The sequence below is a fragment of the Helicobacter pylori genome, from assembly GCF_006440215.1.
In the GTDB taxonomy this organism is placed as follows: domain Bacteria; phylum Campylobacterota; class Campylobacteria; order Campylobacterales; family Helicobacteraceae; genus Helicobacter; species Helicobacter pylori_CS.
Map to the genome: position 1 here is coordinate 45,607 of NZ_VEZH01000010.1, position 15,408 is coordinate 61,014.

Here is a 15,408-nt window from a genome sequence, read left to right on the forward strand (position 1 = left end):
TAATTTTTGATTTTAATGGCATTCTTAACCCTACTTAAAGCTAGCATACACTATAATACCATCTTAATCAAACAAGAAAGAGCTAAAATAAAGACCTATGCTACATAAAAAATATCGTCCTAATGTTGCGGCTATCATTGTGTCGCCAGACTACCCTAATACATGCGAAATTTTTATCGCTGAGCGCATAGATATTGAAGGGGCGTGGCAATTCCCCCAAGGGGGCATTGATGAGGGCGAAACCCCTTTAGAAGCGCTCCATAGAGAATTATTAGAAGAAATTGGCACGAATGAAATAGAGATTTTGGCGCAATACCCCAGATGGATCGCCTATGATTTCCCAAGCAATATGGAGCATAAATTCTATGCGTTTGACGGGCAAAAACAACGCTATTTTTTAGTGCGCCTAAAGCATGCTAACAACATTGATTTGAACAAACACACGCCAGAATTTAGAGCTTATCAGTTCATCCATCTCAAGGATTTGCTTAAAAAAATCGTTCCCTTTAAGCGTCAGGTGTACCGCCAAGTCATCGCTTATTTCAAAAGAGAGGGGTATTTATAGGGTGTTAATCGTTCAAAAATATGGCGGCACGAGCATGGGCAGCATAGAAAGGATCCACAATGTCGCTCAAAGGGTTTTAGAAAGCGTTAAATTAGGGCATCAAGTCGTGGTGGTGGTTTCAGCAATGAGTGGCGAAACCGATAGGCTTTTAGAATTTGGCAAGAATTTTAGCCATAACCCTAACAAGCGAGAAATGGATAGGATTGTGAGCGTGGGGGAATTGGTTTCAAGCGCGGCTTTGAGCATGGCGTTAGAAAGGTATGGGCATAGAGCCGTTTCATTGAGCGGGAAAGAAGCGGGCATTTTAACCAGCTCGCATTTTCAAAACGCCGTGATCCAATCCATTGACACCAAACGCATCACAGAACTTTTAGAAAAAAACTACATTGTAGTGATCGCTGGGTTTCAAGGCGCTGATATTCAAGGCGAAACAACGACTTTGGGGCGTGGGGGGAGCGATTTGAGCGCGGTCGCTTTGGCCGGGGCTTTAAAAGCGGATCTGTGCGAAATCTATACGGATGTGGATGGCGTTTATACCACTGATCCGCGCATTGAAGAAAAGGCCCAAAAAATCACACAAATCAGCTATGATGAAATGCTTGAACTGGCTTCTATGGGGGCTAAAGTTTTATTAAACCGCTCGGTAGAATTAGCTAAAAAACTCAGCGTGAAGTTAGTGACTCGCAATTCGTTTAACCATAGCGAAGGCACGCTCATTGTGGCTGAAAAAGACTTTAAAGGAGAACGCATGGAAACCCCTATAGTGAGTGGGATCGCATTGGATAAGAATCAGGCTCGTGTGAGCATGGAGGGCGTGGAAGACAGACCTGGCATTGCCGCTGAAATCTTTGGCGCTTTAGCGGAGTATCGCATTAATGTGGATATGATCGTCCAAACGATCGGCAGAGACGGCAAAACCGATTTGGATTTTACGATCGTTAAAACCCAAATAGAAGAAACCAAGCAAGCCTTAAAGCCTTTTTTAGTGCAAATGGATTCCATTGATTATGATGAAAATATCGCTAAAGTTTCCATAGTGGGCGTGGGCATGAAGTCGCATTCTGGGGTAGCGAGCATCGCTTTTAAAGCCCTAGCCAAAGACAATATCAATATCATGATGATTTCTACAAGCGAGATTAAAATTTCGGTTTTGATTGACATTAAATACGCTGAATTAGCGGTTAGAACTTTGCATGCGGTGTATCAATTAGATCAATGAAAAATTTCTACGACTGGATCAAGGAATTTGTGCGCAATCAAGGGGAGTTTATCGCCCAACAAAGCGGGTGGTTGGAATTAGAGCGATCAAGCTATGCAAAACTCATTGCGCAAACCATTTCGCATGTGCTTAATGGCGGATCGCTGTTAGTGAGCACGGATTCTTCTAGGCACTGGTTTTTAAACTACATTCTTTCTAACTTAAACCCTAAAGATTTAAAAGAGCGCCCCTTATTGTCCGTCATTGATTTTAACGCTTCTTCTTTCTACCCAAAAAACGATGCGAATCTCTCTCTAGCCACCATAGAGCTGACTTATCAAAACCCCATGTTTTGGCATGTTGGGAGAATTGAAAATGAAGGCTTGAAAACGATACTACTGAGTAAAATCCCTAGTTTTTTATGGCTTTTTGAAGAGCTTAAAGAAGATTGCTTGCTTTTAAAAGAGCATGACAGCTTATTGGATTATAAATTATTACAGCTCTTCAAACTCTTTGAAAACGCGCTTTTTAGCGCGCTATACAATAAGGTTACTTTGTGAAAAACTCCAACCGCCTTATTTATACGGACAATCTTGAAGAGAGCCTAGAAGAGACCGCAAGCCTTTTTGAACACCACATTAAATTCTACACCGAGATCATTGAAAAAGACAAAAAGGTGATCAAAACTTTTAACAAGGATTTTAAAATTGAGCATGCCAAAGAAGTCATTTCAAAGGCTCACTTAAAACACAGCGAATTGAACGCTTTTTTAATCGCCGCTCCTAGTTATGGTATAGAAGCCCAAAACGCGCTTTTAAAAATCTTAGAAGAACCCCCGAATAACGTTTGTTTTATCATGTTCGCTAAAAGCCCAAACCATGTGTTAGCCACCATTAAATCCCGCCTAATCAAAGAAGACAAACGCCAAAAAATCCCCCTAAAACCTTTAGATTTGGATTTATCCAGGTTGGATTTGAAAGACATCTATGCGTTTTTAAAAAATTTAGACAAAGAAAACTTTGATTCCAGAGAAAATCAGAGGGAAAGGATTGAAAGCTTATTAGAGAGTATTCACAGACACCAAATCTGTTTAAACGAGCAAGAATTGCAAGCCTTTGACTTAGCGATCAAGGCTAACAGCTCTTATTACAAGCTCAGCTACAATCTTTTACCCCTGCTTTTAAGCCTTTTATCCAAAAAGAAAACGCCATGATTGTAAAACGCCTTAACCCTGATGTGCTCAAAAGCGCTCTACAAAAAATAGGTCCAGAAAAGATCGCGCAAAACCATATGCGCCAAAAAGGCGTTAGCTTTGTTTTTGAAATCCAACACCTGCCCTTAAGCGCTGCGCTCATTTTAAAGCAAGAGGCCATAAGCGTTGGGGGCGATTTTGCCACGCCAAGAGATTGTATTTTAGCCAAAGAGCCTTTTTATGATGGGGTGCTGATTGCGAGCACTAACCAATTAGAACGCCTGATTGTTAAGTGCCACTCCCAACCCTTTGGGCTTAAACATTTAGCGCAAGAATTAAAAAGCCACCTTAAATCCCAAAAGCCTAACACCCCACAGATCATGGCAATCTTGAATCTCACGCCGGATAGTTTCTATGAAAAGAGCCGTTTTGATAGCAAAAAAGCGCTTGAAGAAATCTATCAATGGCTAGAAAAGGGTATCACGCTCATTGATATAGGCGCGGCGAGTTCAAGACCAGAGAGTGAAATCATTGATCCAAAAACAGAGCAGGATCGCTTAAAAGAAATTTTACTAGAGATTAAATCCCAAAAACTCTACCAGTGCGCCCAATTCAGCATAGACACCTACCATGCCACAACCGCCCAAATGGCTTTGGAGCATTGTTTTTCCATCCTTAATGATGTGAGCGGTTTTAATAGCATTGAAATGCTAGAAGTCGCAAGAGATTACAAGCCCACTTGCATTTTAATGCATACTCAAAAAACCCCCAAAGACATGCAAGAAAATGTTTTTTACCACAATTTATTTGATGAAATGGATCGCTTCTTTAAGGAAAAACTAGAGGTTTTAGAAAAACACGCGCTTCAAGATATTATTTTAGATATAGGGTTTGGGTTCGCTAAATTAAAAGAGCATAATTTAGCCTTAATCAAGCATTTAAGCCACTTCCTCAAATTCAAAAAACCCTTATTGGTGGGAGCGAGTCGTAAAAACACGATCGGGCTTATCACCGGGCGTGAAGTTCAAGACCGGCTCGCCGGCACTTTGAGTTTGCATTTAATGGCGTTGCAAAACGGAGCGAGCGTTTTAAGAGCGCATGACATTGATGAGCATATCGATCTCATCAAGGTGTTTAAGAGTTTGGAAGAAACGGATTAAACCGAAATTTTTAGCTTTGATCCCATTGGGCGTTGGTTATCATCAAAACGCTAAAAAGCGTTTTTGATGATCAATCCTTGATTAACCCTAATCTTTAAAGGATCACATCCATGGTTGAAGGGTTGTTGTAAGCGTTTTGATAGCGTTGCAAAAAATCGTTGTGGTTGGTGGCGTTAAAGGTTTGTAGGGCTTTTTTGTGCAAGCCATTCACCGGTTGCTTGGGGGCGTTTTCCACTTCTTTAGAGAATTTCCCATTATAAAAATCCGTCAAACTATAGAGCGACTGAGCGGCAAGGCGTTTTTGGCTCTCATCCATTCCGGCCGTAGCCCTTAAAAAAGCCTCATATTCTCTATCGCTCATCAATTCTAAAACCAAAAAGCCGTAAGTCTCTCGCTTGTCAGGGTTAAAGGGGAGGTTTTCTGTTGGAGCGTCCTTTTTTTCTCGTTCTACTTTTTCTGCGCTTTCAATAGGAGCTAGGTCTTCTTTAGGAGCGCTTTTAGCGTTTAAAAGCCCATAGAGGTTAGAATCAAACTGATTGATAGAAGAAACAGCCATGCGAATTTCCTAAAATTGGATTTTACGCTGATATTAAGCAAAATCCATTCCCTAATGAGACTAAAAAATTTAAAAAGCTTAAAAGAGTTTTCTAATGGTGGCGTTCAAACCCTTTAAAAAGGGTCTAGGAGTTTATTTTCAAAAAGGACTCGTGTTTTTATGTTTTCATATTTCTATAAGGAGTTTGAAATGCTGAAGCTTCTAGAATGATTCTAGACAAAACAAAAGGTAAAACTCCTAGAACATTGTTATAGCATGATTTTACCAATCAATGCAACTTTTATGCTTTTAGAGCTTAAAAACTTTAAGTCTTAATTAGAGATTTTAGGTTAAACTACCCTAAAAATCTTTAATCTAATGAGCAAAAAGCATGCGTAATACCATTTTATTTGGCGTTTCAATGATACTCTTGGCGAATTTATGCTTTGGGATCATGAGCGCGTTTGTTAAAATCACAGCGGATTATTTTTCCCCTATGGAGAATGTGTTTTACCGCTCCATTACCATGACGCTTTTGCTCTTGCTTATTTATCCTTTCAAACCCTACCGCTTAAAAAGCTACAAACAAGGCGGTTTTAAAAAACTCGCTTTTAGGGTCGTTGTGGGGGGCTTAGCCATGCTAGCGTTTTTTTATAATATTGAAAAAATTTCGCTCGCTACAGCGACGGCTTTTTCGCAATGCGCGCCGATTTATACGGTGCTTCTTTCCCCTTTGCTTTTGAAAGAAAAACTCAAAAGAAGCGCGTTAATTTCCGCATGCATCGGGCTAGTGGGGGTGGTGTTGATCTCCGATCCTAGCGTGGAAAATGTGGGGCCGGTTGAAATTCTTATGGGAATATTGAGCGGGATTTTTGTGTCTTTAGCGTATATCACTTTAAGGGATTTGAGGGAATATTATGACAAGCAGGCCGTGATTTTAGCTTTCGCCTTTGGCATGAGCCTTCTTGGATTAGCGGGCATGTTCATTGATATTCCTTTTTTATCCACAGGCATTCATGTTCCTAGAAAAGAAGACATTTTGTGGATTTCTTTAATAGGGATTAGCGGGACTTTAGGGCAGTATTTCTTAACTTATGCTTACATGAACGCTCCTGCTGGGATCATTGCCCCCATTGAATACACCCGCATTGTTTGGGGGCTGTTGTTTGGGCTGTATTTAGGCGATAAGTTTTTAGATCTTAAAAGCTCTTTGGGGGTGGCTTTGATTTTATGTTCAGGTTTACTCATTGCCTTGCCCGCTCTTTTAAAAGAATTAAAAAAATTTAAGCCATGCAACTAAGCCCCTTACAAAGCGCTCTGTTATACTTCCGCTACTTTATTTATCCAGAGAAAAAAACAAGAAGCTTTGATTTAAGCGATTTAGTCTTTATTATCATGGTTTTTTTAGTCCTAGCTTTGGGGCTGTTGATGAGTGGAGAAATTTCTATCAGCTACAATGAAGCGAAGGATTTTTTTTACAGCAGCGCATGGTTTGTTCAAATCGCTCAAAAAAGCACCGCCATTTTAGGCCAAAACGATTTGGCTTTAAGATTGCCTTTTTTGATCGCTCACATCCTTAACATGTTTTTATTTTATTTGATAGGGCGAAAGATTTTAAAAAAGCCTAAAGACGCCCTTTATGTGGTATTGACTTACGCTTTATTGCCTGGAGTGAATCTCTTTGCGATTTTATTGGCTAAAAGCGTGCTGGTGTTAAGCCTTGGGCTTTTGATTAGCTATTTGTATATCAAAACCCAAAAAATCCCTTATTTAACCCTCAGCGCTTGCGCATTTTTAGACGGCGCGTTTATCCCGCTTTTACTAGGGGTTTTTACCTACGCTTTAAGAAGACGCTATTTTAAGAGCGCGATCTTTGCTTTGGTGGTTTTAATTGTGAATACCGCTCTTTTTAGCGGGAGTTTCAATAAGGGCTTGCCTAGCGGGTATTTTATAGACACATGCTTAGAACTCATGCTTTTATATTCGCCCTTATTGTTCCTCTACTACCCTTATACGCTCTATAAAGCCCTTTTGGATAAAAAGCCATCACTACTAGCCTTTATGAGCGCGAGCGGTTGGCTTTTCCCTTTGCTTTTGAGCATGCGCCAAGAGATAGATTTAAAAACTTTCGCCCCCTTAGCTTTAATCGGTTTGCCTTTGTTTATTAAAAGCGTTTTAAATAGCCTTAGGGTGCGTTTAAAGGAATTTAGGGGGCAGTATTATTTGCGCGTTTTTAGTTTGTATCTTTTAATGCTCACTGAAACGCTTTTTTTATGGGGGAGTAAAATTTCTGGCGCTAATGAAAAATTATTAAACCGGCATTTCTTAGCCAAAGAAGTCGCTACGGCCTTGCAATTAAGGGGCATTCATCAAATCCGCACTAACGATAAACAACTCGCTTTAAGGCTTCAATTCTATGGCATTAAAGAAGGGGGGAGGTTAAGACTGATCAACACTAAAATTTCTAAAAAACGCCCTGATATTACAATCATCTACGCTGATAAAATTCTACAATCCTATAGTTTGGTGCGCCATTAAACCCATTCTTTAAAAAGCATTTTATCTAAAGAATGATAAAATACACTCCAAAAATAAATAAAATACGCGAGAAAAACCATGAGACTCAAACTAACCCATATAAACCATATAAGCCATAAAATTGCCAATGACTTTATCCATTCAAAACTATTAGAATTAAAAGCCCCTAGAGAATTATTGTGCGAATTGATAGAAGGGATTTTGGAAAAAAGCGTTAAAAAAGAAAACGCCATAGATGAGCAAGCCAGAGAGCTTTTAGAAGAAAACACCGATGAGATAGAATTCATGCGGATGGATGAAAGGCAGCTTTTTTGGATGATTAAAAGACAGATCGCTCAAAAAGAGGGCTTCCATTTGTTTTGGGAAGAAAGGTGTAACGATTTATCGCACCAGATTTTGAATAAAATCTTAGATGAAGATTTGATCATGTTTAGCGTGTCTGAAAATTTGATAAGAAACTTGATTTACAAATCCATTGACACCTATTCTAAAGCGTATGAAAGCATTGAAAATGAAGTGCATGAAAAAATCAAGCATTACAAACGCAAACTCCCCGTAGGGAGCGATGAATACGAGCTTGTGTTTGAAAGGCTCTATGAAGAAGAATTAAGGCGTAAAGGCTTTTTATAATGGTCTCTCTCTATTTAGAAAACGGGCTTTTTTTGCAAGCGCAAAGTTTTGGGGCTAGCGGCACGCAAGTGGGCGAGCTTGTTTTTAACACTTCTATGAGCGGCTATCAAGAAGTCATTAGCGACCCTAGCTATAAGGGGCAATTCGTGGTTTTTAGCATGCCTGAAATTGGGGTTGTGGGCGCTAATTCTAAAGACGATGAATCCTTTTTTTCATGCGCAGGGGTTTTAGCACGCCATTACAACGAATTTTTTTCTAATTCAAGGGCGGATTTTAGCTTGAGTGCTTATTTAAAAAAGCGCGGCGTTTTAGGGGTTTGTGGCGTTGATACCAGGAGTTTGATCAAAACCTTACGCCATCATGGGTGCTTGATGATGGTCGCTTCCACGATAGAGCATAACAAAAACAAGCTTGAAGAAATTTTAAAAAACGCCCCTAGAATTTCCCACTCCCCCCTAGTGTCTAGCGTTTCCACGCCAAAAATCACCACGCACCAACGCGCCACTTTTGATTTCAAAACCCTAGATTACAAGCCTTTTGATGAAAAAACCTCTCATAAAATTATCGCAGTATTAGACTTTGGGGCTAAGGGCAATATCTTAAACGAGCTTCAAAATGTGGGGTTAAAAGCCCTTATTTACCCGCACCACACTAAAGCTAACGAGCTGATTAAAGCCTATGAAAAAAAAGAAATTAACGGGATTTTCCTCTCTAACGGGCCTGGCGATCCTTTGAGCTTGCAGCAAGAAATTGAAGAAATCAAACAACTCATTGACGCTAAAATCCCTATGTTTGGCATTTGCTTAGGGCATCAATTGCTCTCTATCGCGCAAGGCTACCCTACCTACAAGCTCAAATTTGGCCATCATGGGAGCAACCACCCCGTTAAAAACCTGAAAACAAACGCCGTTGAAATCACCGCGCAAAATCACAACTATTGCGTCCCTGAAGAAATTGAAGAAATCGCTATCATCACGCACCGCAATCTTTTTGACAACACCATTGAGGGCGTGCGTTATAAAAACGCTCCCATTATTTCTGTCCAGCACCACCCAGAAAGCAGTCCCGGCCCCAAAGAGAGCCACTATATTTTTAAGGAATTTGTGGAATTGTTAAAAGATTTTTAGGGGTTTTTAAAAACAGCACCCATAGAGATTGAAAAGCGCTTTAAAAATAGATTTAAATCTTTTTATCAAAAAATCTCGCATTTACTCTAAATTAGTTCTCTTGCAATAATATTCTCTCGCAATAATTACTATTGTTATTGCGACAAAACTTTTAGAAGGAGTTATTATGGGAAGTATCGGTAGTATGGGCAAACCTATTGAAGGGTTTTTAGTGGCAGCCATTCAGTTTCCTGTGCCCATTGTCAACAGCCGTAAGGATATTGATCACAACATTGAAAGCATTATTAGAACCTTGCATGCGACTAAAGCGGGGTATCCAGGAGTGGAGCTTATCATTTTCCCTGAGTATAGCACGCAAGGTTTGAATACCGCTAAGTGGCTTAGCGAAGAGTTTTTACTAGATGTCCCGGGTAAAGAGACGGAAGCTTACGCTAAAGCGTGTAAAGAGGCGAAAGTTTATGGTGTTTTTTCCATCATGGAACGCAATCCTGATTCTAACAAAAACCCCTACAACACCGCCATCATCATTGATCCGCAAGGTAAAATCATTTTAAAATACCGCAAGCTATTCCCATGGAATCCCATTGAACCATGGTATCCTGGGGATTTAGGAATGCCTGTGTGCGAGGGTCCGGGCGGATCAAAATTAGCCGTGTGCATTTGCCATGACGGCATGATTCCAGAGCTCGCTAGAGAAGCGGCCTATAAAGGGTGCAATGTGTATATCCGCATTTCAGGCTATAGCACTCAAGTCAATGATCAATGGATTTTGACCAACCGCTCCAATGCGTGGCACAATTTGATGTATACCGTGAGCGTGAATTTAGCCGGCTATGATAATGTCTTTTACTACTTTGGTGAGGGGCAAATCTGCAACTTTGATGGCACGACTCTTGTTCAAGGGCACCGCAACCCTTGGGAGATTGTAACCGGGGAAATCTATCCTAAAATGGCAGACAACGCTCGCTTAAGCTGGGGCTTAGAAAACAACATTTACAACCTAGGCCATAGAGGGTATGTGGCTAAACCGGGCGGAGAACATGACGCAGGCTTAACCTACATCAAAGACTTAGCCGCTGGTAAATACAAATTGCCTTGGGAAGATCACATGAAAATCAAAGATGGCTCTGTTTATGGCTACCCTACCACCGGTGGGCGTTTTGGGAAATAATCCCTAACCTTGTATTTTTGCTAGAACCTGTTTTTAAAGGTTCTAGCGTCCCCCCTATTTTAATTTTTCAATCAATTTTTACGAATAGTCTTCTATTGTAGAACATGTAAAAAACCCATAAAAAGCGTAAGCCCCCATAAAGCGATATAACCTATGCAAAACCATGTTATTTTTGATAAAGACACCACCACCACATTGTAGATGATAGAGCGCTAAAATCTGTAATAATGCCATAGCCACAATAGATCATTCCCGCTAAACATGCCAATTTATTAGCATGGCAACAAGCACTAATCCCAAAACCACCACCAAGATTGATACAAGAATACGAGACCAAGACCCCATGACAACTCCTTAAACATCAAATGCTGGAGTGTATCGTTTTCTTTTTTTGTTTGTCAAGGGGGTTTATCAGTTAGATAGAGTGTTTTTAACGCTTATCTTTTAGGGATAAGCCTAAAAAACATTGCTTTTTATCATGAGCCAATTATCGATCATCTAATATACCATAAATAAATATATTTGGAAACATTGAAGCGGAGCAAAAAAACACATAAAGAAGAAAATAACCCGTTACTTTCCAAAAAGACCACCCGTTGAAACTCCAAATGAGACACACGCCTATCATTGCTGCAACAACAATGAAAAATAACGACAAGAATCTGAAGCCAGAGATTAAAAATTTTTGCCCCTCTGTGAGCTTGTCTTTTCTAAACGCCTCTTGCAAACCTTTCTCAGCCAACGGCTTGACGCCATCAACGATTGGTTTGGTATCTGGGAAAAAATACTAATAGCCGCTCCTCCAATACCCATAGCAGCAGTAATGAGAGGATTGTTTTGATTGGGATCAGAATTTTCTATCTCTTCCATCTCTCTTTTTAAGCTCTTCCTAGAAAAGAGATATATGCCCCACGCAACCAACCATAAAAGCACCACCGCAACAGAAAAAATAAAATGCGCCATGCGACAAACCCTTTAAACATCAAATGTTGGAGTGTATCGTTTTTTTGTTTGTCAAGGGTGATTGGCTAGAAAATCATATTATTAAGTGTTTTAAAATAAAAGGATAGCGTTTATAATATTTAAAGTTTAGCCCCTAATTGTAGCGCCCCTAACAAGCCTTCCACATTCAGCCCCAACCCCACGCTCAAATTCTCGCTTGAGCTTTTAATATAAGGCTTATGAAAGTCTTCTAACCGCACACAGCCCGCGCTTTCTTGCCACAAACCGCTCTCTAAATATTTTTCTATTTCGCTGCAATCAAACGCCTTTAAACGCGCTCTAAAAACCGATAGATCCAGCCATTCTAATTTAGGAGAAATCAATGCCGAGCAGGTTAAAACCTCTATTTCATTGCCATTTTGGCGTTTTAAAAATTCAAGGGCTTCTTGCTTGTTTTTAGCTTTTCGTTGCATGCGATTACCCACGCTCACCACGCTATCAGCCACCACGATAACGCAATTATTCGCAAGTAACTCTTTAGCTTTTTCTAATTTCCCCTTGCACGCCAAATAGACAAACTCCCTAGGGTCTGTGGTTTTTAGGCTTTCTTCATCAAAATAGAGCGCTTTTTGTTCAAACTTAATCCCATGCTCTTTTAAAAGATTCGCCCTAGCGTTAGATTGAGAGCCTAAAATAAGCTCCATGCTATCCCTCTAAAGCTTTAAGAGCGGTATTTTTCGCCAAACTGAGCGCGGTTTGCAATTTTTCAATATCCTTGCCTCCAGCGCTCGCAAAATCGTCTCTTCCACCCCCTTTACCCCCTAAAATTTGCGCCACTTCATTAGCCCACACATTCGCTTTTATGGGCGCATTTTTCACCCCGCATGCGAGAGTTATGCGCTCATTTTCTTTTTTAAACACCATAGCGAGCAATCTTTCATGCTTACTCTTCAATCGGTCAATCATTTCTTTAATGTCGCCTTGTTCCACTACGCCCACCACCAAACTCACGCCATGGATTTTTTCAACCGGTAAATCCACAGAAACGGGGGCTTTTTGGCTGTTTTTCACGCTCTCTTTAAGCTTGTTGATGCCGGCGATCACATCGTTATTTTTTAATGCGATCTTAGCGTTTTTAAGCTCTTTATTTTCTTCTTTAGCCAGTTGGTAAAAGGCTTTCCCGCACACCGCCTCAATGCGTCTGACCCCGCTACTCACCCCGCTTTCTTTTACAATCCTAAACCCCCCAATCAGCCCGGTATTTTCCACATGAATGCCCCCACACAATTCAATGGACGCTTCTTTAAAGCTCACCACCCGCACATTTTCAGCGTATTTTTCACCAAATAACGCTAACGCTCCCTTTTCTTTAGCCTGGTTTAAGGGCATATGCTCCACCTGGCTATTTAGGTGCTTGAAAATTTGAGCATTAACCAAATCTTCTACTTTTTCTAACTCTTCATCGTTGAGCGCTTTAGCATGCGAGAAATCAAAGCGCAATCGTTTGGATTCCACCAAACTCCCTGCTTGACTCACATGCGAACCTAAAACTTCTCTTAAAGCGCTCTGCAATAAATGCGTCGCGCTATGGTGTTTGGCGATTTCTAAGCGCTCATCGCTCACTTGCGCGATCACTTGTTCGCCTTTTTTTAGCGCTTTTTTGATTTCAAGGAGCGAAAAATTAAGCCCAAAAAAGTTTTTTGTATCTAGCACCAAAGCCGCTTTTTCATTATCTTTTAAAAGCGCGCCCCTATCGCCTATGGCCCCCCCACCTTCTGCATAAAAAGGGGTTTTTTCTAACAAGACCCAGACTTCTTGGTTAGGGTTTGCCTCTGCTATTTCTTTAAAACCGCTATCAAAAAACCCTAAAACTTTAGCCAAACATTCTGTCGTTTCATACCCCACAAATTCATTAGGTGCATAAGCGTTTAAAATAGCGCTAAAATCAGCGTTATTTTGTTTGCCTTTCCATGAAGCTTTAGAGCGTTTCACTTGCTCTTGCATGCACAATTCAAAGCCTTGCATATCCACACACGCCCCATGACTTCTTAGCATGTCGTTCGTTAAATCCAAAGGGAAACCAAAAGTGTCATAAAGCTTGAAAGCGATTTTGCCATCAAAGATTTTATTTTCATTCAAATGCTTTAAAGACAAATTAAACAATTCCATGCCCGATTCCAAAGTTTCTAAAAAGCGCTCTTCTTCTTCACAGCATTCTTTCATTACCATTTCTTTAGATTCTTTCAAATACGCATGCGTGTTAGAAAATTGCTTGCACACCACGCCCACGACTTTGTATAAAAACGCTTCTTTCAAGCCCATTAAATACCCATGCCTTAAGGCTCGCCTTAAAATGCGCCTTAAAACATAGCCACGGCCTTCTTTATTGAAATGCACCCCTTGAGCGAGCAAAAACGCTACCGCTCTTGCATGATCGGCCACTACCCTAAAGCTTGGCTGGAACTCGCTCGCATAATCCAGGCTTGTAAGCCCGCTGATTTCTTCCATTAGGGGCGCAAATAATGAAGAATCAAAATTATTGAGCTTGTGTTCTAATAGCGCTTGCACCCTTTCTAATCCCATGCCTGTATCAATACTGGGCTTTGGCAAGGGGGATAAAACGCCATCATTAGAGCGTTCGTATTGCATGAACACCAGATTCCAAATTTCTAAAAACCTATCGCCCTCGCCCCCAAAATAATCCTCGCTCCCCTTAAAGTGTTTTTCGCCCTGATCAATGTAGATTTCACTGCAAGGCCCGCAAGGCCCGCTATCGCCCATTTGCCAGAAGTTATCTTTATCGCCCATTTTTTTAATCCTATCAACAGGCACAAACTTTTCCCATAATTTAACGGCTTCATCGTCCTTTTCATGCACGCTGATGTATAAATCTTTAGGCTTAAACCCTAAATTTTTGGTTACAAATTCCCACGCAAACAAGATCGCTTCTTCTTTGAAATAATCCCCAAAAGAGAAATTCCCTAGCATTTCAAAAAGCGTGTGGTGCCTTGCGGTATAGCCGACATTTTCTAAATCGTTATGCTTGCCGCCTGCGCGCATGCACAATTGCGAGCTTGTCGCTCTGGGAATGCTAGGGCGCGGCACCATCCCGGTAAAAATATCTTTAAATTGCACCATGCCGGCATTGGTAAAAAGCAAGGTGGCGTCATTAGGCACTAAGGGCATGCTAGGATAAATCTCATGCCCCTTATTTTGAAAAAATTGTAAAAATTCGTTGCGAATGTCCATGGGTATTCCTTTTTGTCGTTTTATCGCGCATTTTAAGGCTATTTTACAGCTCTTTTAAGTTGTTTTTTTAAAAAGATAGTTTATTATACTTTAAACATCCAAAATTAAAGGAGAAAACCATGTTCCATGAATTTAGAGACGAAATCAGCGTGTTAAAAGCGAATAATCCGCATTTTGATAAAATTTTTGAGAAACACAACCAGCTTGATGACGACATCAAAACCGCTGAGCAACAAAACGCTAGCGACGCTGAAGTCAGCCACATGAAAAAACAAAAATTAAAATTAAAAGATGAAATCCACAGCATGATCATAGAATATAGAGAAAAGCAAAAATCCGATCATGTTTAAGGTTTAGTCATCTTTGTGAAAACACGCTGAAACGCTTTTTAAGGGGCGTTTTCGCTTTATTGCTTGGTTAGCACTTATTGGTTAGATTTAACGCTTTGATTTTGAATTAAAGCGTTAGGTTGCTTTCAGCTTTATTCCCACTATAAGCTTTATTATCTTTAATATTTTTAAAAAATGGGTTTTTAAAACTTTATTTTATCGTTTTGGCTCTCATTTTATTGTAAAAATCATTTTATTGAGTTTTGTTTTATTAAAGTTTTATTTTATTTTCTTAAAGGGATAGGAAGTATTTGAAATCATTCTCCCCTTTTCAAAGTTCAACTTAAAAACCCCTATAAAAGAAGCGCTTTTTTAAAAACTATCGCTTAAATTAGCGTCAAGTTTTCCACTAACCAAATCGTCAAAAACGCTAAAAAGGATTTTTCATCAAACCCCCCCAAAAAAGAAAGAGTTTAAAAAAGAAACCCCCAAACAAAGGGTTCAAAAAAAATAATTTAAAAAACAAACAAAAAAAAGAAAGATAAAAAAAAAGAGAAAAAAAAAAAAAAAAAAAAAAAAAAAAAAAAAAGAGAGTTTACAAGAATGGGGGGTTAAAATAATGACTTTAAAAAAGAACATTTAAAAACAAGGGTTCAAAACAAAGGCGTCAAAATTACACCCCCAAAAAAAGAAAGGCTTTAAAAGAAATCCCTTAAAAAGGGAGTTTCACAAAAGCTTAGTAAGCAAACACATAATTCAAATACACGCTATA

The 15,408-nt window shown here is 39.8% G+C and carries 14 protein-coding genes and 2 pseudogenes; 11 read left to right on the top strand and 5 right to left on the bottom strand.

Annotation, left to right across the window (positions count from 1 at the left end; genetic code table 11):
* The first annotated feature begins 97 nt into the window (after nt 1-97).
* From FIM44_RS05840 to folP, 5 genes are read left to right on the top strand one after another with little or no spacing between them, the layout of a single operon-like run.
* The gene (locus FIM44_RS05840) at nt 98-565 is read left to right on the top strand and encodes an RNA pyrophosphohydrolase (protein WP_000902626.1); all 468 of its coding nucleotides are present in this window, start codon (nt 98-100) and stop codon (nt 563-565) included.
* A 1-nt stretch (nt 566) separates the two neighbouring features.
* A complete protein-coding gene (locus tag FIM44_RS05845; RefSeq protein ID WP_140579391.1) occupies nt 567-1,784 on the top strand; it encodes an aspartate kinase in 1,218 nt (405 codons plus the stop codon).
* On the top strand, nt 1,781-2,323 hold the full coding sequence (gene hobA / locus FIM44_RS05850; RefSeq protein WP_140579392.1) for a DNA replication regulator HobA: 543 nt from the start codon (nt 1,781-1,783) through the stop codon (nt 2,321-2,323). The genes FIM44_RS05845 and hobA overlap by 4 nt, the downstream gene beginning before the upstream one ends.
* The gene (locus FIM44_RS05855; protein WP_120894093.1) at nt 2,320-2,976 is read left to right on the top strand and encodes a DNA polymerase III subunit delta'; all 657 of its coding nucleotides are present in this window, start codon (nt 2,320-2,322) and stop codon (nt 2,974-2,976) included. Before hobA ends, FIM44_RS05855 begins: the two co-directional genes overlap by 4 nt.
* Nucleotides 2,973-4,115 carry a dihydropteroate synthase gene (gene folP, locus FIM44_RS05860; protein WP_140579393.1) on the top strand — a complete coding sequence of 381 codons (1,143 nt, stop codon included), beginning with the start codon at nt 2,973-2,975 and terminating at the stop codon, nt 4,113-4,115. Before FIM44_RS05855 ends, folP begins: the two co-directional genes overlap by 4 nt.
* Nucleotides 4,116-4,209: 94 nt before the next feature.
* Here the strand turns inward: folP and FIM44_RS05865 are convergent, their stop codons facing one another.
* Nucleotides 4,210-4,671, bottom strand: a complete 462-nt coding sequence (locus FIM44_RS05865) for an HP1233 family protein (RefSeq protein WP_033742661.1) — start codon at nt 4,669-4,671, stop codon at nt 4,210-4,212.
* A 370-nt stretch (nt 4,672-5,041) separates the two neighbouring features.
* On the opposite strand from FIM44_RS05865, the gene FIM44_RS05870 reads away from it, so the two are divergent.
* The 5 genes from FIM44_RS05870 (at nt 5,042) to FIM44_RS05890 (ending at nt 10,116) form a co-directional block, all read left to right on the top strand.
* A complete protein-coding gene (locus FIM44_RS05870; RefSeq protein WP_140579394.1) occupies nt 5,042-5,950 on the top strand; it encodes a DMT family transporter in 909 nt (302 codons plus the stop codon).
* Nucleotides 5,941-7,188 carry a glycosyltransferase family 39 protein gene (locus FIM44_RS05875; RefSeq protein WP_140579395.1) on the top strand — a complete coding sequence of 416 codons (1,248 nt, stop codon included), beginning with the start codon at nt 5,941-5,943 and terminating at the stop codon, nt 7,186-7,188. Before FIM44_RS05870 ends, FIM44_RS05875 begins: the two co-directional genes overlap by 10 nt.
* A 78-nt stretch (nt 7,189-7,266) precedes the next feature.
* Nucleotides 7,267-7,818 carry a DUF507 family protein gene (locus FIM44_RS05880; RefSeq protein WP_001237418.1) on the top strand — a complete coding sequence of 184 codons (552 nt, stop codon included), beginning with the start codon at nt 7,267-7,269 and terminating at the stop codon, nt 7,816-7,818.
* On the top strand, nt 7,818-8,945 hold the full coding sequence (gene carA / locus FIM44_RS05885; RefSeq protein ID WP_140579396.1) for a glutamine-hydrolyzing carbamoyl-phosphate synthase small subunit: 1,128 nt from the start codon (nt 7,818-7,820) through the stop codon (nt 8,943-8,945). The genes FIM44_RS05880 and carA overlap by 1 nt, the downstream gene beginning before the upstream one ends.
* 166 nt (nt 8,946-9,111) lie before the next feature.
* Entirely contained in the window at nt 9,112-10,116 is a 1,005-nt protein-coding gene (locus FIM44_RS05890; protein WP_140579397.1) for a formamidase, read from the top strand.
* A 78-nt stretch (nt 10,117-10,194) separates the two neighbouring features.
* On the opposite strand, the pseudogene FIM44_RS08675 reads toward FIM44_RS05890, so the two are convergent.
* From FIM44_RS08675 to alaS, 4 genes and pseudogenes are all read right to left on the bottom strand, one after another.
* Nucleotides 10,195-10,453: pseudogene (locus FIM44_RS08675) on the bottom strand (hypothetical protein).
* A 150-nt stretch (nt 10,454-10,603) separates the two neighbouring features.
* A pseudogene (locus tag FIM44_RS08835) lies at nt 10,604-11,079 on the bottom strand (hypothetical protein).
* Nucleotides 11,080-11,198: 119 nt separating this feature from the next.
* A complete protein-coding gene (gene maf, locus FIM44_RS05905) occupies nt 11,199-11,762 on the bottom strand; it encodes a septum formation inhibitor Maf (protein WP_140579398.1) in 564 nt (187 codons plus the stop codon).
* A gap of 1 nt (nt 11,763) precedes the next feature.
* On the bottom strand, nt 11,764-14,307 hold the full coding sequence (gene alaS, locus FIM44_RS05910; protein WP_140579399.1) for an alanine--tRNA ligase: 2,544 nt from the start codon (nt 14,305-14,307) through the stop codon (nt 11,764-11,766).
* Between the two features lie 119 nt (nt 14,308-14,426).
* On the opposite strand from alaS, the gene FIM44_RS05915 reads away from it, so the two are divergent.
* Nucleotides 14,427-14,657, top strand: a complete 231-nt coding sequence (locus FIM44_RS05915) for an HP1242/YdcH family protein (protein ID WP_000468328.1) — start codon at nt 14,427-14,429, stop codon at nt 14,655-14,657.
* Nucleotides 14,658-15,408 lie beyond the last annotated feature (751 nt).